This window comes from Polaromonas sp. YR568 (genome assembly GCF_943371715.1).
Classification (GTDB): Bacteria; Pseudomonadota; Gammaproteobacteria; order Burkholderiales; family Burkholderiaceae_C; genus Polaromonas.
The window spans coordinates 33,056-54,740 of sequence record NZ_CALRVW010000023.1 but is presented as its reverse complement, the minus strand read 5'-3'; the positions used below and the strand labels follow the sequence as shown (position 1 = coordinate 54,740).

The window sequence follows — 21,685 nt, the reverse complement described above, 5'->3', positions numbered from 1 at the left end:
CAGCTTGCCCCGGCTTCGCGCGCCCCCGATGGGTTCAGGCTCTCTTTTTGCCCCGTTTTCCCGACAAAAACCTCCTCCCATGGTTCACGCAGGCTGGATGGATGCTGCGTTGCAATAGAATTCGAAGGTTTTCAGTTGTAACTGCGTCGTGCTTCACGGGCAGTTACCAGGCAGTTACCAGACCTCTCCCCACGAAAGCCCAACAATGACAGAGCTGGCATCCAAACAGCGTGCAAAGCGGCCCGAGTTCCGCAACATCAACGCTTTTAAAGACCTGACCACCTACCGCATGACACCGGCGGCCTGGGTGTCCATCCTCCACCGCGCCAGCGGCGCCATCATGTTCATCCTGATGCCCTTCATCATCTGGATGTTCGACACCTCGATTTCTTCCGAAATTTCATTCGAGAAGTTCAAGGCGGCCTTCAACATCGGCATGCTGGGTTTGCCCGGCTTCATCTGGAAGCTGGTGGCCCTCGCCCTGATCTGGGCCTACCTGCACCACTTCATCGCCGGCCTGCGCCATCTCTACATGGACGCCACCCACAGGCTCAGCAACGAATTCGGCAAAAGCACCGCACTGGTCACGCTGGCACTGAGCATCGCGCTGACGCTGGTGCTGGGCGCCAAGCTGTTCGGCCTCTACTAATAACAAGGAGCAACCCATGTCTGTGAACTACGGCTCCAAGCGCCTCGTTGTCGGCGCGCATTACGGCACGCGTGACTGGCTGGCCCAGCGCGTCACCGCGGCCCTGATGGCCCTTTTTACCGTCCTGCTGCTGGCCCAGGTGATCTTCACCAAGGGGCCCCTCGGTTATGACCGCTGGGCCGGAATTTTTGCGTCGCAGTGGATGAAGGTGCTGACCTTTGTCGTGATCCTCGCGCTGCTTTACCACGTGTGGGTCGGCATGCGCGACATCTGGATGGACTACGTCAAGCCGGTGTGGCTCAAGCTGTCCCTGGACGTGTTCACGATCGTGTGGCTGGTGGCCTGCGCCGGCTGGGGCATCCAGGTGCTGTGGCGCCTTTGAGCCCCGGAACCGAGCCTTCACTTTTGACGACCGACTTTTGAAAAAGCAATCATGACTGCATCCTCCAAGCTTCCCAAACGCAAATTTGACGTGGTGATCGTCGGGGCCGGCGGCTCCGGCATGCGCGCCTCGCTGCAGCTGGCGCGTGCCGGCCTGAACGTGGCCGTGCTCTCCAAGGTGTTCCCGACGCGCTCGCACACGGTGGCGGCCCAGGGCGGCATTGGCGCCTCGCTCGGCAACATGTCCGAAGACAACTGGCACTACCATTTCTACGATACCGTCAAGGGTTCCGACTGGCTCGGCGACCAGGATGCGATCGAGTACATGTGCCGCGAAGCGCCCAAGGTCGTGTACGACCTCGAGCACATGGGCATGCCTTTCGACCGCAACCCCGACGGCACGATTTACCAACGCCCCTTCGGCGGCCACACCGCCAACTACGGCGAAAAGCCGGTGCAGCGCGCCTGCGCCGCAGCCGACCGCACCGGTCATGCCATGCTGCACACGCTGTACCAGCAGAACGTCAAGGAAAAAACCAGCTTCTTCGTCGAATGGCTGGCGATGGACCTGATCCGTGATGCCGCCGGCGATGTCGTCGGCGTGACCGCCATCGAGATGGAAACCGGCGACGTGCACATCTTCGAAGCCAAGACCACCTTGCTGGCCACTGGCGGCGCCGGCCGCATTTTTGCGGCATCGACCAATGCCTTCATCAACACCGGCGACGGCCTGGGCATGGCGGCGCGCGCCGGCATCCCGCTGGAAGACATGGAGTTCTGGCAGTTTCACCCGACCGGCGTGCATGGCGCCGGCGTGTTGCTGACCGAAGGCTGCCGCGGCGAAGGCGCGATCTTGCGCAACAGCAACGGCGAGCGTTTCATGGAACGCTACGCACCGGCCTACAAGGATCTGGCACCACGCGACTATGTCTCGCGCTGCATGGACCAGGAAATCAAGGAAGGTCGCGGCTGCGGTCCGAACAAGGACTACATCAACCTCGACATGACCCACCTGGGCGCCGAGACCATCATGAAGCGCCTACCCTCGGTGTTCGAGATCGGCCACAACTTTGCCAACGTCGACATCACCAAGGAACCGATTCCCGTGGTGCCCACCATCCACTACCAGATGGGCGGCATTCCGACCAACATCCACGGCCAGGTGGTCACCCAGGACGCCGACAACAAGAGCCAGGTTGTCAACGGCCTGTACGCGGTCGGTGAATGCGCCTGCGTCAGCGTGCACGGCGCCAACCGCCTGGGCACCAACTCGCTGCTGGACCTGCTGGTGTTCGGCCGCGCCGCCGGCAACCACATCGTCGAGTTCAACAAGACCACCACCCACAAGTCCCTGCCTGCCGATGCGGCCGACGCCACGCTGGCGCGCATCGCCCGCCTGGACAACGCGACCGACGGCGAATACGCCCAGGACGTGGCCAACGACATCCGCGCAGCCATGCAGCAGCATGCCGGCGTGTTCCGCACCCAGGCCATCATGGACGCCGGTGTCGCCAAGATCGCCGAACTGCGCAAGCGCGTGAGCAATATCGGCCTGAAGGACAAGTCGAAAATCTTCAACACCGCGCGCATCGAGGCGCTGGAAGTCGAGAACCTGATCGAGGCGGCGCAGGCCACCATCGTTTCAGCCGCGGCCCGCCACGAAAGCCGCGGCGCGCATTCGGTGGACGATTACGGCGACACGCCGCAACACCCGAATGGCCGCAACGACACCGACTGGCACAAGCACACCCTGTGGTACAGCGAAGGCAGCCGCCTGGCCTACAAACCGGTGCAGATGAAGCCGCTGACGGTCGACTCCGTGCCGCTCACCGTGCGCAGCTTCTAAGCCCAAGCCAACAAGATCAGCGAGAACCTCCATGTCCAAACGTACTTTCCAGATTTACCGCTACGACCCCGACACCGACGCCAAGCCTTACATGCAGACCATCGAGGTCGAGCTTGACGGCAGCGAACGCATGTTGCTGGACGCGCTGATGAAACTCAAGGCGCAGGACCCGACCATTTCCTTCCGCCGCTCCTGCCGCGAAGGCGTGTGCGGTTCAGACGCGATGAACATCAACGGCAAGAACGGCCTGGCCTGCCTGACCAACATGCGCACGCTGCCTGGGACGATCGTGCTCAAGCCCCTGCCCGGCCTGCCGGTGGTGCGCGACCTGATCGTCGACATGACGGACTTCTTCAAGCAGTACAACTCGATCAAGCCCTACCTGATCAACGACAACGTGCCGCCCGAAAAAGAGCGCCTGCAAAGCCCCGAGGAACGCGACGAACTCAACGGCCTGTACGAGTGCATCCTGTGCGCGAGCTGCTCGACGTCCTGCCCCAGCTTCTGGTGGAACCCGGACAAGTTTGTCGGCCCGGCCGGCCTGCTGCAGGCCTACCGCTTCATTGCGGACAGCCGCGACGAGGCCACCGCCGACCGCCTGGACAACCTCGAAGACCCCTACCGCCTGTTCCGCTGCCACACCATCATGAACTGCGTCGATGTCTGCCCCAAGGGTCTGAACCCCAGTAAGGCCATCGGCAAGATCAAGGAAATGATGGTCCTTCGCACGGTCTAAACACGCATCAATTCAGACTGTGGCCATGAACGCAACCGACGAACTGCTTGGCGAACGGGCCCTGAGCAAACTCAAATGGCGTTGCCGCCGGGGTTTGCTGGAGAACGACCTGCTGATCGAAAAGTTCTTCAGGCGCCATGAAGCCACGCTGACCGTCAGCCAGGCTAAAGGCCTGAATGATTTAATGGATCTGTCTGACAACGATTTGCTGGACCTTCTGCTACAACGTCGGGAACCCAGCCAGCTTTCAGAAGCGGACGCGCAGGTAAGTGCATCTACTTACGAGGCCCTGCAGGTCTTAAACTTGATTCGCGCCGCAGCGACAGCCCCGTTGACCGACCCCCTTTGATTTGACAAGAAAGACGCAAGAAATGAAGCTAGCTGACAACAAAGCCACCCTGTCCTTCAGCAACGGCAGCCCCAGTGTTGATTTGCCGGTGTACCACGGCAGCGTGGGCCCCGACGTCGTGGACATCCGCAAGCTGTATGCGCAGACCGGGATGTTCACCTACGATCCGGGCTTTCTGTCCACCGCAGCCTGCCAGTCGGCCATCACCTACATCGACGGTGACAAGGGCGAGCTGCTGTACCGCGGCTACCCGATCGAGCAGCTGGCCACCAACTGCGATTACCTCGAAACCTGCCACCTGCTGCTCTACGGCGAACTGCCCAAGGCTGACCAGAAACGGGATTTCGTCGGCCGCGTGACCAACCACACCATGGTCAACGAGCAGATGCAGTTTTTCCTGCGCGGCTTCCGCCGTGACGCGCACCCGATGGCCATCATGACCGGCCTGGTCGGCGCCCTGTCGGCCTTCTACCATGACAGCACCGACATCACCAATCCCGAGCACCGCGAGATTGCCGCGATCCGCCTGATCGCCAAGATGCCGACCCTGGTCGCCATGGCCTACAAGTACACCGTGGGTCAGCCCTACATGTACCCGAAGAACGACCTGAGCTACGCCGGCAACTTCCTGCACATGATGTTTGCCACGCCGTGCGAGGAGTACAAGGTCAACCCGGTGCTCGAACGCGCGCTGGACCGCATCTTCATCCTGCATGCCGACCACGAACAGAACGCATCCACCTCCACCGTGCGCCTGTGCGGCTCGTCCGGCACCAACCCGTTTGCAGCGATTGCAGCCGGTGTGGCCTGCCTCTGGGGCCCGGCCCACGGCGGTGCCAACGAAGCGGCCCTCAACATGCTGGGCGACATCCAGAAGAACGGCGGCATCGAGAACATCGGCGAGTTCATCAAGCAGGTCAAGGACAAGAACTCCGGCGTCAAGCTCATGGGTTTTGGCCACCGCGTCTACAAGAACTACGACCCGCGCGCCAAGCTGATGCAGGAAACCTGCAAGGAAGTGCTGCAGGAGATGGGCCTGGAAAACGACCCGCTGTTCAAGCTGGCCATGGCGCTGGAAAAGATTGCCCTGGAAGACGAATACTTCGTTTCGCGCAAGCTCTACCCCAACGTCGACTTCTACTCCGGCATCGTGCAGCGCGCCATCGGCATCCCGGTGCCGCTGTTCACCGCGATCTTCGCGCTGGCCCGCACGGTCGGCTGGATCGCCCAGCTCAACGAGATGATCGGCGACCCCGAGTACAAAATCGGCCGTCCGCGCCAGCTGTTCAACGGTTCGGTCCAGCGCGACGTCAAGCCGATCAACGCACGCTGATCCGCCTGCACGCCTGAGATCCGGCCCGCCCGTGGCAACAGGGGCGGGCTTTTTTACGGCTCTGGCCATGTGAGGCCACATGAGGACCACCTGAGGAGTTCACCCTTGACATTCATCCGGACTGCCGCCGAACTGCGTTCGGCCATCACCCGCCCCACCGCGCCCCGCGCCTGCGATTGCGCGCTGGGCGCCTGCGCCGGCTGGGAGAGCCTGGCCGAGTACCGCTGGGAAGCCGGGCAGATGAGCCTGGTCGCCACCTTGCGCGACCCCGCCGTGGACGAACCCACGCTGGAAGAAAAACACCCTCAGGGCACACGTTATGACGCGCCAGATGCCCCGGTGGCTGTCGGTTTTTTCCCCTACAACCGCTGCGAGGTCTGGCATTGCGGCCGCTGCGAGCGGCACCTGCTGCGCTACACCGAGTTCGGCGGCTACAACGTGGACCACCGGGTGCGGGCGCTCGATCCCGGCAAGATCATCGACTGATTGCTATTGATTCAGTAGCTGCTTGCGCCCATCCCTGCTGGGCTGGAAGCCAAAAACACCTGAAAGCTTCCCCACGGGGGGGCCAGGAAGACCCAGCCAGCAGGCAAGACAGCCATCGCATTCCACGATGACCAAGCCCGCACAAAGAGGTCAAAATAGGCAAACATCGTGAACCACGATGACTTTGACCTCTTTTGATGAGCAACTCAGAACGCAATTTCGCCCGCCGGATGGACCTCACGTCGCTGCAATTGTTTGTGGCCGTGTGTGAGCTTGGCAGCATCGGCAAGGCGGCGGAGCGGGAATTCATTGCCGCGTCGGCCGTCAGCAAACGCCTCTCCGACCTCGAAGCCGCGCTCGACACGCCCCTGCTCTACCGCCACACACGCGGCGTGGACCTGACGCCCGCCGGACAAAGCCTGCTGCACCATGCCCGTTCGGTGCTGTTCAGCCTCGAGAAAATGCAGGGCGAGCTCAGCGAATACGCGGCCGGCGTGCGCGGCCATGTGCGCGTGCACGCCAGCATCTCGGCCATCGTGCAGTTCCTGCCCGAAGACCTGGGCACCTTCATCAGCCAGCACCCGGAGGTCAAGATCGACCTCGAGGAGCACCTGAGCACGGAAGTCGTGCGCGCGGTGCAGGAAGGCGCGGCCGATCTTGGCATCTGCAACACGGCCGACGGCATTGGCAAGCTGCAGACCCTGCCCTACCGCCAGGACCGCCTCGTGATGATCGTGCCGCGCGGCCATGTGCTGGGCACGCAGGACAGCATCGCTTTTGCGGACAGCCTCGATTTCGACCACGTTGGCCTGCATTCGAACAGTTCCATCTATCTGGCGATGCGCGGTGCCGCGGCACAGGCCGGCCGCACGATCAAGCTGCGCATCCATGTGACCGGGCTGGACGCGATGTGCCGCATGATCCACAACGGCCTGGGCGTCGGCGTGATGCCCCAGCGGGCGTTCGAGCTGATGCACGGCGTCGGCGAACTCGAATCGGTGGCGCTGACCGATGCCTGGGCGTCGCGCCAGATCGCCCTGGTGGCGCGCGATTTTTCCAGCCTGCCCGTCACCGCCCGCCTGCTGGTCGACCACCTCACTGCGCGTGCGGTGACGCCAGACAACGCCCCCCTCCCCACTTAAAATCGACAGACAGACCACGAAGGAAAACACCATGGGACGCACCCTCTACGACAAGATCTGGGACGAACACGTCGTCCACACCGAGGAAGACGGCACCGCCATCCTCTACATCGACCGGCACCTGGTGCATGAAGTCACCAGCCCGCAGGCCTTTGAGGGCCTGCGCGAGGCCGGGCGCAAGGTCTGGCGCATCAGCTCCATCGTCGCCACCGCCGACCACAACACGCCGACCACCGGCTGGGAGCTCGGCTACGACGGCATCACCGACCTGGTCAGCAAGGAGCAGATCACCACGCTGGACAGCAACATCGCCGAGTTCGGTGCGGCCGCCTACTTCCCCTTCCTGTCCAAGCGCCAGGGCATCGTGCATGTCATGGGGCCCGAGACCGGCGCCACCCTGCCGGGCATGACGGTGGTCTGCGGCGATTCGCACACCTCGACCCACGGCGCGTTTGGCGCACTGGCGCACGGCATCGGCACCAGCGAAGTCGAACACGTGATGGCCACGCAGACCCTGCTCGCCAAAAAAGCCAAAAACATGCTGGTCCGGGTGGACGGCATGCTGGCCCCGGGCCTGACCGGCAAGGACATCGTGCTCGCCATCATCGGCAAGATCGGCACCGCGGGCGGCACCGGCTACACGATTGAGTTCGGTGGCCCCGCGATACGCGCGCTGAGCATGGAAGGCCGCATGACGGTCTGCAACATGGCCATCGAGGCCGGTGCCCGTGCCGGCCTGGTGGCGGTGGATGCCAAGACCATTGCCTACGTCAAGGGCAAGCCGCTGGCCCCCAGCGGCGTGGAGTGGGACCAGGCGGTGCAGTACTGGAGCACGCTGCAGTCCGATGCCGATGCCGTGTTCGACACCGTGGTGCAGCTCGATGCGAGCCAGATCCGTCCGCAGGTCACCTGGGGTACCTCACCCGAGATGGTGCTGTCCATCGACGACCGCGTGCCCGACCCGGACAAGGAAAAAGACGCGAACAAGCGCGACGCGATCGAACGCGCCCTGACCTACATGGGCCTGCAGCCCGGCAAGGCGATCAACGACATCCTCATCGACAAGGTCTTCATCGGCTCCTGCACCAACAGCCGCATCGAGGACATGCGCGAAGCGGCGGCCATCCTCCAGAAAATCGGCAAGAAGGTCGCCGGCAACGTCAAGCTCGCCATGGTGGTACCCGGTTCCGGCCTGGTCAAGGAACAGGCCGAGCGCGAAGGCCTGGACAAGATTTTTGTCGCCGCGGGCTTCGAGTGGCGCGAGCCTGGCTGCTCCATGTGCCTGGCGATGAATGCCGACCGGCTCGAGCCGGGCGAGCGTTGCGCCTCCACCAGCAACCGCAACTTCGAAGGCCGGCAGGGCGCCGGCGGCCGCACCCACCTGGTGAGTCCGGCCATGGCCGCCGCCGCCGCGGTACACGGCCACTTCGTCGATATTCGCAAATTCTCCTGAGAGTCACATCATGCAGAAATTCACCGTACACAAAGGCCTGGTCGCCCCGATGGACCGCGAGAACGTTGACACCGACGCGATCATTCCCAAGCAGTTCCTCAAGTCCATCCGCAAGACCGGCTTCGGCCCCAACCTGTTCGACGCCTGGCGCTACCTCGACCCCGGCTTTCCCGGCCAGGACCCGGCCACACGCAAACCCAACCCGGACTTCGTGCTGAACCAGCCGCGTTACCAGGGCGCCTCCATCCTGCTGGCGCGCAAGAACTTCGGCTGCGGCTCCTCGCGCGAGCACGCACCCTGGGCACTGGACCAGTACGGCTTTCGCGCCATCATCGCGCCGAGCTACGCCGACATCTTTTTCAACAACAGCTTCAAGAACGGCCTGCTGCCCATCGTGCTGAGCGAGGCGCAGGTCAGCCAGCTGTTCGACGAGGCGCTGGCCTTCCCCGGCTACCAGCTCACCATCGACCTCGAGCGCCAGGTGGTGATCAAGCCGCAGGGCGAAGAGCTTCCCTTCGAAGTGCAGGCCTTCAAGAAATTCTGCCTGCTCGGCGGCTACGACGACATCGGCCTGACCCTGCGCCAGAGCGACAAGATCAAGGCCTTTGAAGCCGAACGTCTGGCGACCAAGCCCTGGCTGGCGCATACCCTGATCGCCTGACTTCCCGGTTTCCCGGTTTCTTACAAGTAAAAATTGCCCCCAGCCCTTATGGGACGGGCGCCAACAGCTATCAAATAAAGAGCAAGCATGAAAATCGCAATTCTTCCCGGTGACGGCATCGGCACCGAAATCGTCGCCGAGGCCGTCAAGGTCCTGCAGGCCCTGGACCTGAAATTCGAGATGGAAACCGCGCTGGTCGGAGGCGCCGCCTATGAAGCCCACGGCCATCCGCTGCCCGACGCCACCCTGAAACTCGCGCAGGCTTCCGACGCGGTCCTGTTCGGCGCCGTCGGCGACTGGAAGTACGACAAGCTGGATCGCCCGCTGCGCCCCGAACAGGCCATCCTGGGCCTGCGCAAGAACCTGGGCCTGTTCGCCAACTTCCGGCCCGCCATCTGTTACCCCCAGCTGGTGGATGCTTCCAGCCTGAAGCGCGAACTGGTGTCCGGCCTGGACATCCTGATCGTCCGCGAGCTGACCGGCGACATCTACTTCGGCCAGCCGCGCGGCCGCCGAACCGCCACCGACGGCCACTTCCCCGGCAGCGAGGAAGCGTTTGACACCATGCGTTATTCGCGCCCCGAAATCGAACGCATCGCCCATGTCGCCTTCCAGGCGGCGCGCAAGCGCGGCAGCCGCGTGACAAGCGTGGACAAGGCCAATGTGCTGGAAACCTTCCAGTTCTGGAAAGACATCGTCACTGAAGTCGGGCTGCAGTACCCCGACGTCGCGCTGGACCACATGTATGTGGACAACGCCGCCATGCAGCTGGTCAAGGCGCCGAAAAAGTTCGACGTGGTGGTGACCGGCAACATGTTCGGCGACATCCTCAGCGACGCGGCCGCCATGCTGACCGGCTCCATCGGCATGCTGCCTTCGGCCAGCCTGAACACGAAAAACCAGGGCCTGTACGAACCCAGCCACGGCAGCGCACCCGACATCGCCGGCAAGGGTGTGGCCAATCCGCTGGCCACGATTTTGAGCGCGGCCATGATGCTGCGTTTCAGCCTGAACCAGCCGGAAGCCGCGACGCGCATCGAAAAAGCCGTGGACGCGGTGTTGACGCAGGGCCTGCGCACGCCCGACATCTACAGCGAAGGCACGACCAAGGTCGGCACGGTGCAGATGGGGGACGCTGTCGTCAAGGCGCTGAGCCAGTCCTGAAAACTCGCCGCCGACGCTTCGGCGTTGGCTGGCAGCCACAAGCCAAACCGGCAAATGGCGCCCCGCGGCGCCGGGCCGGCCGGCCGTGATTACAATAGCTCCATGAGCAAAAACCCCGCTTTCCCCCGCTCCGTCGCCGCTTCGCGCGCGATCAGCGCTGCGCCGGTTTTTGCCCAGACCACCAAAACGACCACCATTAAAGGCTAGCAAGCCTGGTTCGTCGTGCCCTGCCGGCTCGATGAGCCGGGCCGAAAAGCTTCATTTTTTGACTTTTTGAAGGGCGCATCATGAAACTCAAGGGCAATCTCACGGGACTCGTCGGCTGGCGCGGCATGGTCGGCTCGGTGCTGATCGACCGCATGCAGGCCGAAGGCGACTTCGACCTGATCGAACCGGTCTTCTTTTCGACCTCGAACGCCGGCGGCAAAGCCCCGGCGCAGGCGAAAAACGAAACCACGCTGAAAGACGCGTTCGACATCGATGCCCTGAAGAAGTGTGACGTGATCATCACCGCCCAGGGCGGGGACTACACCTCTGAGGTCTACCCCAAGCTGCGCGCCGCCGGCTGGACCGGTCACTGGATCGACGCGGCCTCCACGCTGCGCATGAACGACGACGCCATCATCGTGCTGGACCCGGTCAACCTGCCGGTGATCCAGAACGCGCTGGCCAAGGGCGGCAGAAACTGGATTGGCGGCAACTGCACCGTCAGTTGCATGCTGATGGGTGTGGGCGCGCTGTACAAGGCCGGCCTGGTCGAGTGGATGACCAGCATGACCTACCAGGCAGCCTCCGGCGGCGGTGCCCAGCACATGCGCGAATTGCTGACCCAGTACGGAATGCTCAACGCCGAAGTGCGCGCACTGCTCGACGATCCGAAATCGGCCATTCTTGAAATTGACCGCCGCGTGCTGGCCAAGCAGCAATCGCTGTCCGCTGCAGAAACCGCCAACTTCGGCGTGCCGCTCGGCGGCTCGCTGATCCCCTGGATCGACAAGGATCTGGGCAACGGCATGAGCAAGGAAGAGTGGAAAGGCGGCGCCGAAACCAACAAGATCCTGGGCCAGGGCGCCAGCTTCGGCACCGCCGAAACCCCGGTGGACGGTTTCTGTGTACGCATAGGCGCGATGCGTTGCCACAGCCAGGCGCTGACCTTCAAGCTCAAGAAAGACGTGCCGCTGGCCGACATCGAGGCCATGATTGCCGCCGACAACGCGTGGGTCAAGGTGGTGCCGAACACCCGCGAAGCCAGCATCACCGACCTGACGCCGGTCGCTGTGACCGGCACCATGGCCATTCCGGTCGGCCGTCTGCGCAAGCTGGCCATGGGGCCGGATTACCTGGGCGCCTTCACGGTTGGCGACCAGTTGTTGTGGGGTGCGGCAGAGCCCTTGCGCCGCATGCTGCGCATCCTGCTGCAGGCCTGAAATCAGGAAGGGGTGGCTGGTGATGCCCGGCCACCACCCGTAACCACTTGTGACAGCCCGTTGTCGTCAGGCAACATCTGGAAGTTGTAAGTTGATGCTAACCCGGGGTGTCAAAACTTAAGTGCTGTCTTAGCTTGTCAGCCTAATGCCTTGATGTTAATGTTGTTTTGTCGAAAATTAGCGTTGAGGTTTTTGTGCGGACCAGCAGAATAAAATTTAATGCAACCCGGGCACCGGAGGCTCCAATTCCCATGACTCAACCCGTCCGTTGGCGCATGGGAGCCGTGGCGGCTGCCATGGCTGTTTTGGGCAGCTTTGCCACCTTGCCTGCACATGCTCTTGGGCTGGGCCGGGTCATCGTCCAGTCCGCCTTGGGTGAACCCCTGCGGGCAGAAATCGAGATCGTCGAAATCAGCGCCGACGAAGCCGCCTCCCTGCGGGCCAGCGTCGCCAACGCCGATGCCTTCAAGGCCGCCGGCCTGGAATACACAGCGGCCGTGGCCAATGTCCAGATCAGCCTGCAGCGCCGTGCCGATGGCCGGTCTTTCCTGCGCCTCAGCAGCGACCGGCCCGTCAGCGAACCATTTGTCGACCTGATTCTCGAGGCCCGCTGGGCCTCCGGGCGCATCGTGCGTGACTACACGATGCTGTTTGATCCACCGAACCTGCGCCAGGCCGCTGCGCCGGCCATGCCGGCCCCGACCGCACCTGTCCTTTCGCGGCCTGCCGCCCCGCCTCCTGTGGCCTCCTTGCCGGCGCCACCGCGGCCGGCGGTCGCGCCCGCACCGTATTCCCCTCCGAGCCCGCCACCTTCCAGGCCGGCTCCGGTGGCCAAGGCGCCTGCGCCACCGCCCGTACCCGCCGAGCGGCAAGCCTCCGCCGATGGCCAGAAAATTGTTGTCAAGCCTGGCGACACCGCCGGAAAAATTGCAGCGCAGGCCAAACCGGCCAGCGTGTCGCTGGACCAGATGCTGGTCGCACTGCTGCGCAGCAACCCCGATGCCTTCATAGGCGGTAACGTGAACCGCCTCAAGTCCGGCGCCGTCCTGGAAGTCCCAACGGGCGACCAGGCGGAATACGTCCCCGCCGCCGAAGCAAGTCGAACGATTGTTGCCCAGAGCAAGGACTTCAACGAATTCCGCCGCAAGCTGGCCGAAGGCGCGCCAACGACCCAGGTCGCCGGCGCGGACCGCAGGGCCGCGGGCCAGGTCCAGGCCAAGGTCGAGGACAAGGCACCTGCCGCAGCCACGCCAGACAAGCTGACCCTCTCCAAAGGTGCAGTCCAGAGCAAGGCAGCGGCCGAAGAAAAAATCGCGCAGGAACGCCAGGCCAAGGAAGCGGCTGCCCGTGTGGCCGAGCTGTCGAAAAACATCAGCGACCTGAACAAGCTAACCAGTGCGCCTGCAGCGCCTGCAGCGCCAGCCGCTCCGGCGACGCCTGCCACGCCCCCCGTGGCACCCGCCCCCGCCACCCCTGCAACGCCGGGACTGGCCGTGACAACACCGGCAGCCGTATCGGCAGCACCCGGCGCTTTGCCTGCTGCAGCTCCCGCGGCTTCGGCCCCTGTCGCCATGCCCGCAGCGAGTCCGGCAAGTGAGGCCGTGGCACCCGCTGCAACTGCCAGCGCCCCCGCACCGGTGATTGCAGCAGCCCCGGCGCCCGTGAAAAAGCCGGTCGTCATTCCTCCTCCGCCGCCGGAACCCAGCCTGATCGACGAACTGCTCGAGAACCCGATGATGCTGGCAGGCGGCGCTGCCTTGCTCGTGCTTCTGGCAGCCTTCGGCGTGTACCGCTCCCGCCAGCGCAAAAATGCCGTCTCGGTCGACAGCTCCTTCCTCGAAAGCCGCCTGCAGCCCGACTCCTTCTTCGGCGCCAGCGGCGGCCAGCGCATTGACACCAACGAGGCCAATGTCACGGGCTCGTCGATGGTGTATTCACCGAGCCAGCTCGATGCCGCCGGTGATGTGGACCCGGTGGCTGAAGCCGATGTTTACCTGGCTTACGGTCGTGACCTCCAGGCCGAGGAAATTCTCAAGGAAGCCATCCGTGTGAGTCCCACCCGTGTGGCCATCCATGCGAAGCTGATGGAGATTTATGCCAAACGCCGCGACACCAAGGCGTTTGAAATGGTGGCAAGCGAGGCGTTCACCCTGACCCGCGGACAGGGCGCTGAGTGGGCACACATGGCTGAAATGGGCCGTGAGCTCGACCCCGCCAACCCCATGTACCAGCCTGGTGGACAACCGGTGTCTGCCGCCGCAAGCAGCAGCATGGCGGTTGCCGGCGCCAGCGCCGCCGGATTGGCCGCTGGCCCAACCCTGGCCCAGGCTGCCAGCCCGGCGCCAGAGCCGGCGGCTGCGGCCGTGGATTTCGACCTGGACCTGGATTTTTCGCTCGGCGACGAACCCGCTGCGCCAGCAGCCGTGGCCACACCGGCCCCGGTGGCGCCGGTTCAACCCGTCCTGGCCAAGCCGGCTGCGGTTGCACCAGCCCCTGCAACCGACGACAACAGCCTGGACTTCAGTCCTGCGAGTTTCACCCTGCCTGTTGCGGCGCCGGCTCCGGTGAAAGCCGCGGCCCCCGTTGCCTCGCCCGCAGCGGGCAACAACCTGAACTTCGCCACCGAACCAGCCACCCTGAGCACGGGTGCCGCAGATCTCGACACCTCTGGCGGCATGCTTGAATTTGATATGGGCGCCCTGTCGCTCGATCTCGATGGCCCGTCCACCGAAAGCCAGAAAATCACCGCAGCAGGCGCGCTGGCACCGTCGGAGGACAGCGACGATCCATTGGAAACCAAGTTTGCGCTGGCCGAAGAGTTCCGCGCGATTGGCGATGTCGATGGCGCCCGCTCGCTGGCCGAGGAAGTGCTGGCGCAATCCAGCGGCTCGCTCAAGAGCAAGGCCCAGGCCTTTCTTAACGCCCTGGCCTGACCCCCTTGCACCTTTCCCCTGAGGGCTGCCCGTGAGGATCGCTCTGGGACTGAGCTACAGCGGCACCGCTTACGAGGGCTGGCAAAGCCAGCTCTCGGGCAACACGGTGCAGGACCGGCTGGAAAAGGCGCTGGGCAAGTTCGCCGCCCAGCCTTTACGAACCCTGTGCGCCGGGCGCACCGATGCCGGGGTTCACGCCCTGATGCAGGTGGTTCACTTCGATACCCCCCTGCAGCGCGAGCTGCCCTCCTGGGTGCGCGGCACCAACGCCTTTTTGCCCCGCGACATCGCCGTGCAATGGGCGCGTGAGGTGCCCGCCGAGTTTCATTGCCGCGGCAGTGCGATTAGCCGGCGTTATGCCTACGTGTTGCTGGAGTCACCAGTGCGCCCCAGTGTCGAGGCCGGCCGGGTCGGCTGGGTCTACCGGCCAATGGATGCGGCAGCCATACGCGCAGCCATTACCCACCTGCTGGGTGAACACGACTTCAGCTCCTTCCGCGCGGCACAGTGCCAGGCGAAATCGCCGGTCAAAACCATCAGCCGCATCGAGATTTCGCAACGGGCAGGCTACTGGCGCTTCGAGTTCGAAGCCAATGCCTTCCTGCACCACATGATCCGCAACATCATGGGTTGCCTGGTCGCCGTCGGACAGGGCCAGCACCCCCCCGACTGGATCGCCGAGGTGCTGGCCGCACGCCGCAGGGACGTGGCCGCACCGACCTTTTCGCCCGATGGCCTGTATTTTCTGGGTCCGCGTTACGAGACCCGTTATGGCCTGCCGGAACGCACACCAGCCTATGATTGGCTGCCATGACCATGCACAGGACTCGTATCAAGATCTGCGGCCTCACGCGCGAAGAGGACGTGGATGCCGCCGTGGCGGCCGGCGCCGATGCCGTGGGTTTTGTCATGTACGCGCCCAGTCCGCGCAGCGTCAGCGCGGAACGCGCCGCCGAGCTGGCCAGCTGTCTGCCGCCCTTTGTCACACCGGTCCTGCTTTTCGTCAACGCAGATGCTCCTGAAATCATAGCTGCCTGCGCCCGTGTACCAACGGCCCTGATTCAATTTCATGGTGATGAAACGCCCGAGGCCTGCCTGCGGGCCGGGCGTCCCTTCCTGCGCGCGGCACGTATTCCCCTGGACGAAAACCCCGCCGAGGGGAGTGCCGCTTTTGATCTCGTAAAATACGCGGAAGACTTCAAGGCTGCCCAGGCCATCCTGCTCGACGCCCATGTCGACGGATTCGGGGGCGGCGGAAAAACATTCAATTGGTCACTTCTTCCTCCAAGCGTCAACGCTCACCTCGTTTTGTCTGGTGGACTCACACCTGCAAATGTGACCGATGGCATTTTGCAAGTGCGGCCGCGTTGTAAGACGCTGGCCGTCGATGTCAGTTCGGGCGTCGAGATTTCCACTACCGGAGGGGCCACCCTCAAGGGAATCAAAAGCGCCGACAAAATCCATCAGTTCGTCGCAGCCGTTCGTGCCGCCGACGACTTACTTGCAAAAAACCATGTACACCTACCAGCAACCTGACCCGACGGGCCACTTCGGGATTTACGGCGGCAGTTTTGTTTCCGAAACGCTGACCCACGCGATCAACGAACTCAAGGCCGCGTACGCGAAATACCAGCACGACCCGGCCTTCCTCACGGAATTCCACTACGAGCTCAAGCATTTCGTAGGCCGCCCCTCTCCGATCTACCATGCCGCCCGCATGAGCCGTGAGCAGGGTGGCGCGCAGATCTACCTCAAGCGCGAAGACCTGAACCACACCGGCGCGCACAAGATCAACAACACCATCGGTCAGGCCATGCTGGCCCGGCGCATGGGCAAACCGCGCATCATCGCCGAAACCGGCGCCGGCCAGCACGGCGTGGCCACCGCCACCATCTGCGCGCGTTACGGCCTTGAATGTGTGGTCTACATGGGCAGCGAGGACGTCAAGCGCCAGAGCCCCAATGTCTACCGCATGAAGCTGCTCGGCGCCACCGTGGTGCCGGTCGAGTCCGGCAGCAAGACGCTGAAAGACGCGCTCAACGAGGCCATGCGCGACTGGGTCGCCAACGTGGACAACACCTTCTACATCATCGGCACGGTCGCCGGCCCGCACCCCTATCCGATGATGGTGCGCGACTTCCAGAGTGTGATCGGCGAGGAATGCCTCGTACAAATGCCGGAAATGACCAGCGGCAAACAGCCGGACGCGGTGATTGCCTGCGTCGGCGGCGGCAGCAACGCCATGGGCATTTTCCATCCCTATATTTCGCACGAAGCCACACGCCTGATCGGTGTCGAAGCTGCCGGCGAAGGCATGGACAGCGGCAAACATTCGGCCTCGCTGCAACGCGGCGTACCCGGCGTGTTGCACGGCAACCGCACCTATGTGCTGCAGAATGAGGACGGCCAGGTCACCGAGACGCACAGCATCAGCGCCGGCCTGGACTACCCCGGTGTCGGCCCCGAACACGCCTTCCTCAAGGACATCGGCCGCGCTGAATATGTCGGCATCACCGATGCCGAGGCGCTCTCGGCCTTCCATTACCTGTGCCGCACCGAAGGCATCATTCCCGCGCTGGAGTCCAGCCATGCCGTGGCCTACGCCATGAAACTCGCCGCTACCATGCGCAGCGACCAGTCCATCCTGGTCAACCTGTCCGGCCGCGGCGACAAGGACATCGGCACCGTCGCTGATCTGTCCAAGGCGGACTTCTATTGCAGGCCATCGTGCCAGGGCCTGAGTGTCAAAGGCGGCGTCAGCGTGGTGGAGGTGCTGCGATGAGCCGCATCGCGACCACCTTCGCTGCGCTCAAGGCCCAGAACCGCAAGGCCCTGATTCCCTACGTCACAGGCGGCTTCCCGTTTGCCGACATCACGCCCGAGCTCATGCACGGCATGGTGGCCGGCGGTGCCGACGTGATCGAGCTCGGCGTGCCCTTTTCCGACCCGAGCGCCGACGGCCCGGTGATCCAGAAAGCTGGCGACCAAGCCCTGGCCATGGGCATCGGCCTGGCGCAGGTGGTGGAGATGGTGCGGGTGTTCCGCCAGAAAGACGACAAGACGCCGGTGGTGCTCATGGGTTATGCCAACCCGATCGAAGCCTACGACCTCAAGCGTGGCAAAAACGCCTTTGTGCGCGACGCCGCCGCAGCCGGCGTGGACGGCGTGCTGGTGGTGGACTACCCGCCCGAGGAATGTGTGGCCTTTGCCGGCACGCTGCGCAGCCACGGCATGGACCTGATCTTCCTGCTGGCCCCGACCAGCACCGATGAACGCATGGCGCAGATTGCCGAAGTCGCCAGCGGTTATGTCTATTACGTCTCGCTCAAGGGTGTGACCGGGGCCGGTACGCTGGACCTGGGCGCCGTCGAGGCCATGCTGCCGCGCATACGCCAGCACGTCAGCATCCCGGTCGGCGTCGGCTTCGGCATCCGCGACGCCGCGACCGCCAAAGCCATCAGCCGGGTCGCCGACGCCGTGGTCATCGGCAGCCGCATCATCCAGCTGATCACCGACCAGCCGCGCGGGGAAGTGGTGCCGCTGGTGCGTGATTTTCTGGCCGGCATCCGGCAGGCGCTGGACGCCCCGGCCGGGTCCGGAGACAGCGCATAATCCCCTTTCTTTACCGGTTTGACCCCTGCGCGCGGCCAGCGCCCTCGCGGGGGCACCACCCCACAAGGACATAAGGACCCATCATGTCTTGGCTAGAAAAACTCCTCCCGCCGAAAATCAGCCCGACCAACCCGACCGAGCGCCGCAGTGTGCCCGAAGGCCTGTGGGTCAAGTGCCCCAGCTGCGAAGCCGTGCTGTACAAGACCGATCTGGAAAAAAACCAGAACGTCTGCCCGCAGTGCAGCCACCACCACCGCATGGACGCGCGGGCCCGGCTGGACTCGTTTCTGGACCCCGAGGGCCGTTACGAGCTGGGCCAGGAAGTGCTGCCGGTCGACCCGCTGAAATTCAAGGACAGCCGCAAATACCCCGAGCGCCTGAAAGAAGCGCTGGAGAACACCGGCGAAACCGACGCGCTGATCGTCATGGGCGGCGCGGTGCACAGCATTGGCGTGGTCGTGGCCTGCTTTGAGTTCGACTTCATGGGTGGCAGCATGGGCAGCGTGGTTGGCGAGCGCTTCGTGCGTGGCGTGCATGCGGCGATCGAGCAGAAAGTCCCGTTCATCTGCTTTACTGCCACCGGGGGTGCGCGCATGCAGGAAGGCCTGCTGAGCCTGATGCAGATGGCAAAAACCAATGCCTCGCTGACGCGCCTGGCCAAAAAAGGCCTGCCCTACATCAGCGTGCTGACCGACCCGACCATGGGCGGGGTGAGCGCCGGCTTTGCGTTTGTCGGTGACATCGTGATTGCCGAGCCGAAGGCGCTGATCGGTTTTGCCGGCCCGCGTGTGATCGAGTCCACCGTTCGCGTGACCCTGCCCGAAGGCTTCCAGCGCGCCGAGTTCCTGCAGACCAAGGGCGCGGTCGATTTCATCTGCGACCGGCGCGAACTGCGCAAGACCGTGGCGAATTCACTGGCCATGCTGCTGCGTCAGCCGGCGGACGCCGTCGCCTGAGCCACCGCGGACCCGGGCATCGGCCCAGCCCGGTTTTACTATTAAATTGATAGCTGTCCGCGCCCTGTCGAAAAGGGCTGAAGCCTCATTTGATGCATGAAAGTGGCCGCTTAACCGCCGGAGGCAGGTCCGCCCGCCGGGCACCAAAGCCCGCACATGGGGAAACAGCATCGTGGGAAGATAGTGCTTCACAGAAATTCCCCCGCCTGATCGATGTCTGACGTGCTCACCCTCTCCTCGCTGCCGCTTTTCCCGCTGGGCACGGTGCTCTACCCAGGCGGTCTGCTGCCGTTGCGGATTTTCGAGGTGCGTTACCTCGACATGATCGGCAAATGCCACAAGACCGGCGCGCCCTTCGGCGTGGTGGCACTGACCCAGGGCTCCGAAGTGCGCAAGCCTGAGGATGGGCCCAGCGGCGACGGTTTTGCCAGCGAGGCCTTTTACAACGTCGGCACCCTGGCCACCATCACCAGTTTTTCGGTGCCCCAGCCGGGCCTGATGGTGATTCGCTGCAGCGGCACCCAGCGTTTCGAGATTTCCAGCCGTGAAAAGCTCAAGCACGGCCTGTGGATTGCCGACGTGACGCGGCTGGACGACGACCAGGCCATCCCGGTGCCCGAAGACTTGCGCGGCACGGCCAATGCGCTGGGCAAGCTGATCCGCACCCTGCAGGAGCGTGGCGTACCGGCGGACCAGATGCCGCTGGAGCCGCCCTACCGGCTCGACGACTGCGGCTGGGTGGCCAACCGCTGGTGCGAACTGCTGCCCATGCCGCTGGAGCTCAAACAGCGCCTGATGGAGCTGGACAACCCGCTGGTGCGGCTGGAACTGGTCAGCGACATCCTCGAAAAAACCGGCATCGCGATGTAGGTTCGCGGTCGCCCCGGTGCGGGCGGCAACGCAGCCTAAAATCAGGGGTTTGGCGCTTTGCGCGATCGCGCCGGTTTTTCCGGCCCACCGCCCTGTGCGGCCCGGCCTGCCCTCTTTCTTCGAGAACCTTTTTCATGTCCAACACCATCACCAGCCCCGCGCCCGCCCATGACGAGAACCAGCTCATGGCCGAGCGCCGCGAAAAGCTCAAGGTCCTGCGCCAGCACCAGGCCGACGGCAAGGGCGTGGCCTTCCCGAACGACGTCAAGCCGGAACACCGGGCCGAAGCCCTGTTTGCGCAGTACGACGACAAGACCAAGGAAGAGCTGGAGCCGCTGGCCGTCAACGCCAGTGTGGCCGGCCGCATGATGCTCAAGCGCGTGATGGGCAAGGCCAGTTTTGCCACGTTGCAGGACGCGTCCTTCGGCCCTTCAGGCGGGCGCATCCAGGTGTACATCAACAACGAAGGCGTGGGTGAAGAGGTTCACAACGCCTTCAAACACTGGGACCTGGGCGACATCGTGTCCGCGACCGGCACGCTGTTCAAGACCAAGACCGGGGAGCTGTCGATTCACGCCACCAGCATCCGCCTGATCACCAAAAGCCTGCGGCCGCTGCCCGACAAGTTCCACGGCGTGGCCGACCAGGAGGTCAAATACCGCCAGCGTTATGTGGACCTGATCACCGACGAAGCCGCGCGCAAGCGTTTTGCCGCCCGCAGCAAGGCCGTCTCGGCGATGCGCAACTTCATGGTGGACAACGATTTTCTCGAAGTCGAAACCCCCATGCTGCACCCGATTCCGGGCGGCGCCAATGCCAAGCCTTTTGTCACGCACCACAACGCACTCGACCAGCAGATGTTTTTGCGCATTGCGCCCGAGCTTTACTTGAAGCGCCTGATCGTCGGCGGCTTCGAGCGCGTGTTCGAGATCAACCGCAGTTTCCGCAACGAAGGCATCAGCGTGCGGCACAACCCCGAGTTCACGATGATGGAGTTCTACGCCGCCTGGTGGAACTACGAAGACCTGATGAGCTTCACCGAAGACCTGATCCGCCATGTCGCCACCCGGGTGACCGGCGGCACACAGCTGAGCTACCAGGGCCAGCCGGTGGACCTGGGCCAGCCGTTTGAACGCCTGACCATCCGCGAAGCCATCCTCAAACACACCGACGCCGGCGCCCATGTGGACGACGCCGCCTGGCTGCTCGCCGCCCTGAAGAAACTCGGCAAGTTCAGCGCCAAGGACAGGTTAGACGCCCGCTCGCTGCCCAGCTTGCAGGTGACCTATTTTGAAGAGCTGGTCGAGGACAAACTCTGGCAGCCCACCTTCATCATGGAGCACCCGACCGAGATCTCGCCGCTGGCCCGCGCCAACGACGCACGGCCCGAGGTGACCGAGCGCTTTGAGCTCTACATCACCGGCCGCGAGTTCGGCAACGGCTTCAGCGAGCTCAACGACGCCGAAGACCAGGCCGCACGCTTTCTCGCCCAGTCAGACGCCAAGGACGGCGGCGACGAGGAAGCCATGCACTACGATGCCGACTACGTGCGCGCCCTCGAATACGGCATGCCCCCCACCGGCGGCTGCGGCATCGGCATTGACCGCTTCATGATGCTGCTGACCGACAGCGCCAGCATCCGCGATGTCATTCTGTTCCCTGCGCTGCGGCACGAGGCCTGAGGCCT

The 21,685-nt window shown here is 63.8% G+C and carries 20 protein-coding genes; all 20 read left to right on the top strand.

Annotation, left to right across the window (positions count from 1 at the left end):
* The first annotated feature begins 205 nt into the window (after positions 1-205).
* The 20 genes from sdhC to lysS all read left to right on the top strand — a co-directional run bounded on the left by sdhC (position 206) and on the right by lysS (position 21,680).
* The gene (gene sdhC, locus AAG813_RS15560) at positions 206-649 is read left to right on the top strand and encodes a succinate dehydrogenase, cytochrome b556 subunit (protein ID WP_293593615.1); all 444 of its coding nucleotides are present in this window, start codon (positions 206-208) and stop codon (positions 647-649) included.
* 16 nt (positions 650-665) lie between these two features.
* Positions 666-1,031 carry a succinate dehydrogenase, hydrophobic membrane anchor protein gene (gene sdhD / locus AAG813_RS15555; RefSeq protein ID WP_300514842.1) on the top strand — a complete coding sequence of 122 codons (366 nt, stop codon included), beginning with the start codon at positions 666-668 and terminating at the stop codon, positions 1,029-1,031.
* 51 nt (positions 1,032-1,082) lie between these two features.
* Positions 1,083-2,876 (top strand): succinate dehydrogenase flavoprotein subunit, encoded by a 1,794-nt coding sequence (sdhA, locus tag AAG813_RS15550; RefSeq protein WP_341916582.1) that lies wholly within the window; start codon positions 1,083-1,085, stop codon positions 2,874-2,876.
* Between the two features lie 31 nt (positions 2,877-2,907).
* A complete protein-coding gene (locus AAG813_RS15545) occupies positions 2,908-3,612 on the top strand; it encodes a succinate dehydrogenase iron-sulfur subunit (protein ID WP_096698760.1) in 705 nt (234 codons plus the stop codon).
* Positions 3,613-3,637: 25 nt separating this feature from the next.
* Positions 3,638-3,961: a succinate dehydrogenase assembly factor 2 gene (locus tag AAG813_RS15540; RefSeq protein WP_341916581.1), complete on the top strand. Its 324-nt coding sequence runs from the start codon at positions 3,638-3,640 to the stop codon at positions 3,959-3,961.
* A 22-nt stretch (positions 3,962-3,983) separates the two neighbouring features.
* On the top strand, positions 3,984-5,294 hold the full coding sequence (gene gltA, locus AAG813_RS15535; protein WP_341916580.1) for a citrate synthase: 1,311 nt from the start codon (positions 3,984-3,986) through the stop codon (positions 5,292-5,294).
* A gap of 105 nt (positions 5,295-5,399) precedes the next feature.
* Positions 5,400-5,780, top strand: a complete 381-nt coding sequence (locus AAG813_RS15530) for a hypothetical protein (RefSeq protein WP_341916579.1) — start codon at positions 5,400-5,402, stop codon at positions 5,778-5,780.
* Between the two features lie 197 nt (positions 5,781-5,977).
* The gene (locus AAG813_RS15525) at positions 5,978-6,922 is read left to right on the top strand and encodes a LysR family transcriptional regulator (RefSeq protein WP_341916578.1); all 945 of its coding nucleotides are present in this window, start codon (positions 5,978-5,980) and stop codon (positions 6,920-6,922) included.
* Positions 6,923-6,953: 31 nt separating this feature from the next.
* Positions 6,954-8,375 carry a 3-isopropylmalate dehydratase large subunit gene (gene leuC, locus AAG813_RS15520; RefSeq protein WP_341916577.1) on the top strand — a complete coding sequence of 474 codons (1,422 nt, stop codon included), beginning with the start codon at positions 6,954-6,956 and terminating at the stop codon, positions 8,373-8,375.
* Positions 8,376-8,385: 10 nt separating this feature from the next.
* Positions 8,386-9,036: a 3-isopropylmalate dehydratase small subunit gene (gene leuD, locus AAG813_RS15515; protein WP_341916576.1), complete on the top strand. Its 651-nt coding sequence runs from the start codon at positions 8,386-8,388 to the stop codon at positions 9,034-9,036.
* An 87-nt stretch (positions 9,037-9,123) separates the two neighbouring features.
* Entirely contained in the window at positions 9,124-10,200 is a 1,077-nt protein-coding gene (gene leuB, locus AAG813_RS15510; RefSeq protein ID WP_341916575.1) for a 3-isopropylmalate dehydrogenase, read from the top strand.
* Between the two features lie 287 nt (positions 10,201-10,487).
* Positions 10,488-11,627: an aspartate-semialdehyde dehydrogenase gene (asd, locus tag AAG813_RS15505; protein WP_341916574.1), complete on the top strand. Its 1,140-nt coding sequence runs from the start codon at positions 10,488-10,490 to the stop codon at positions 11,625-11,627.
* A 251-nt stretch (positions 11,628-11,878) separates the two neighbouring features.
* Positions 11,879-14,560, top strand: coding sequence for a FimV/HubP family polar landmark protein (locus tag AAG813_RS15500; protein ID WP_341916573.1), 2,682 nt, complete (start codon positions 11,879-11,881; stop codon positions 14,558-14,560).
* 31 nt (positions 14,561-14,591) lie between these two features.
* Complete coding sequence (truA, locus tag AAG813_RS15495) at positions 14,592-15,374, top strand: tRNA pseudouridine(38-40) synthase TruA (protein ID WP_341916572.1); 783 nt, start codon at positions 14,592-14,594, stop codon at positions 15,372-15,374.
* 2 nt (positions 15,375-15,376) lie between these two features.
* Positions 15,377-16,096 carry a phosphoribosylanthranilate isomerase gene (locus AAG813_RS15490; RefSeq protein WP_341916595.1) on the top strand — a complete coding sequence of 240 codons (720 nt, stop codon included), beginning with the start codon at positions 15,377-15,379 and terminating at the stop codon, positions 16,094-16,096.
* Positions 16,074-17,342 carry a tryptophan synthase subunit beta gene (gene trpB / locus AAG813_RS15485; protein ID WP_341916571.1) on the top strand — a complete coding sequence of 423 codons (1,269 nt, stop codon included), beginning with the start codon at positions 16,074-16,076 and terminating at the stop codon, positions 17,340-17,342. Before AAG813_RS15490 ends, trpB begins: the two co-directional genes overlap by 23 nt.
* Positions 17,339-18,172 carry a tryptophan synthase subunit alpha gene (gene trpA / locus AAG813_RS15480; RefSeq protein WP_341916570.1) on the top strand — a complete coding sequence of 278 codons (834 nt, stop codon included), beginning with the start codon at positions 17,339-17,341 and terminating at the stop codon, positions 18,170-18,172. The genes trpB and trpA overlap by 4 nt, the downstream gene beginning before the upstream one ends.
* 83 nt (positions 18,173-18,255) lie before the next feature.
* On the top strand, positions 18,256-19,128 hold the full coding sequence (accD, locus tag AAG813_RS15475; RefSeq protein ID WP_096669400.1) for an acetyl-CoA carboxylase, carboxyltransferase subunit beta: 873 nt from the start codon (positions 18,256-18,258) through the stop codon (positions 19,126-19,128).
* 213 nt (positions 19,129-19,341) lie between these two features.
* Positions 19,342-19,998: an LON peptidase substrate-binding domain-containing protein gene (locus AAG813_RS15470; protein ID WP_341916569.1), complete on the top strand. Its 657-nt coding sequence runs from the start codon at positions 19,342-19,344 to the stop codon at positions 19,996-19,998.
* A 134-nt stretch (positions 19,999-20,132) separates the two neighbouring features.
* Positions 20,133-21,680, top strand: coding sequence for a lysine--tRNA ligase (lysS, locus tag AAG813_RS15465; protein WP_341916568.1), 1,548 nt, complete (start codon positions 20,133-20,135; stop codon positions 21,678-21,680).
* The last annotated feature ends 5 nt before the right edge of the window (positions 21,681-21,685 follow it).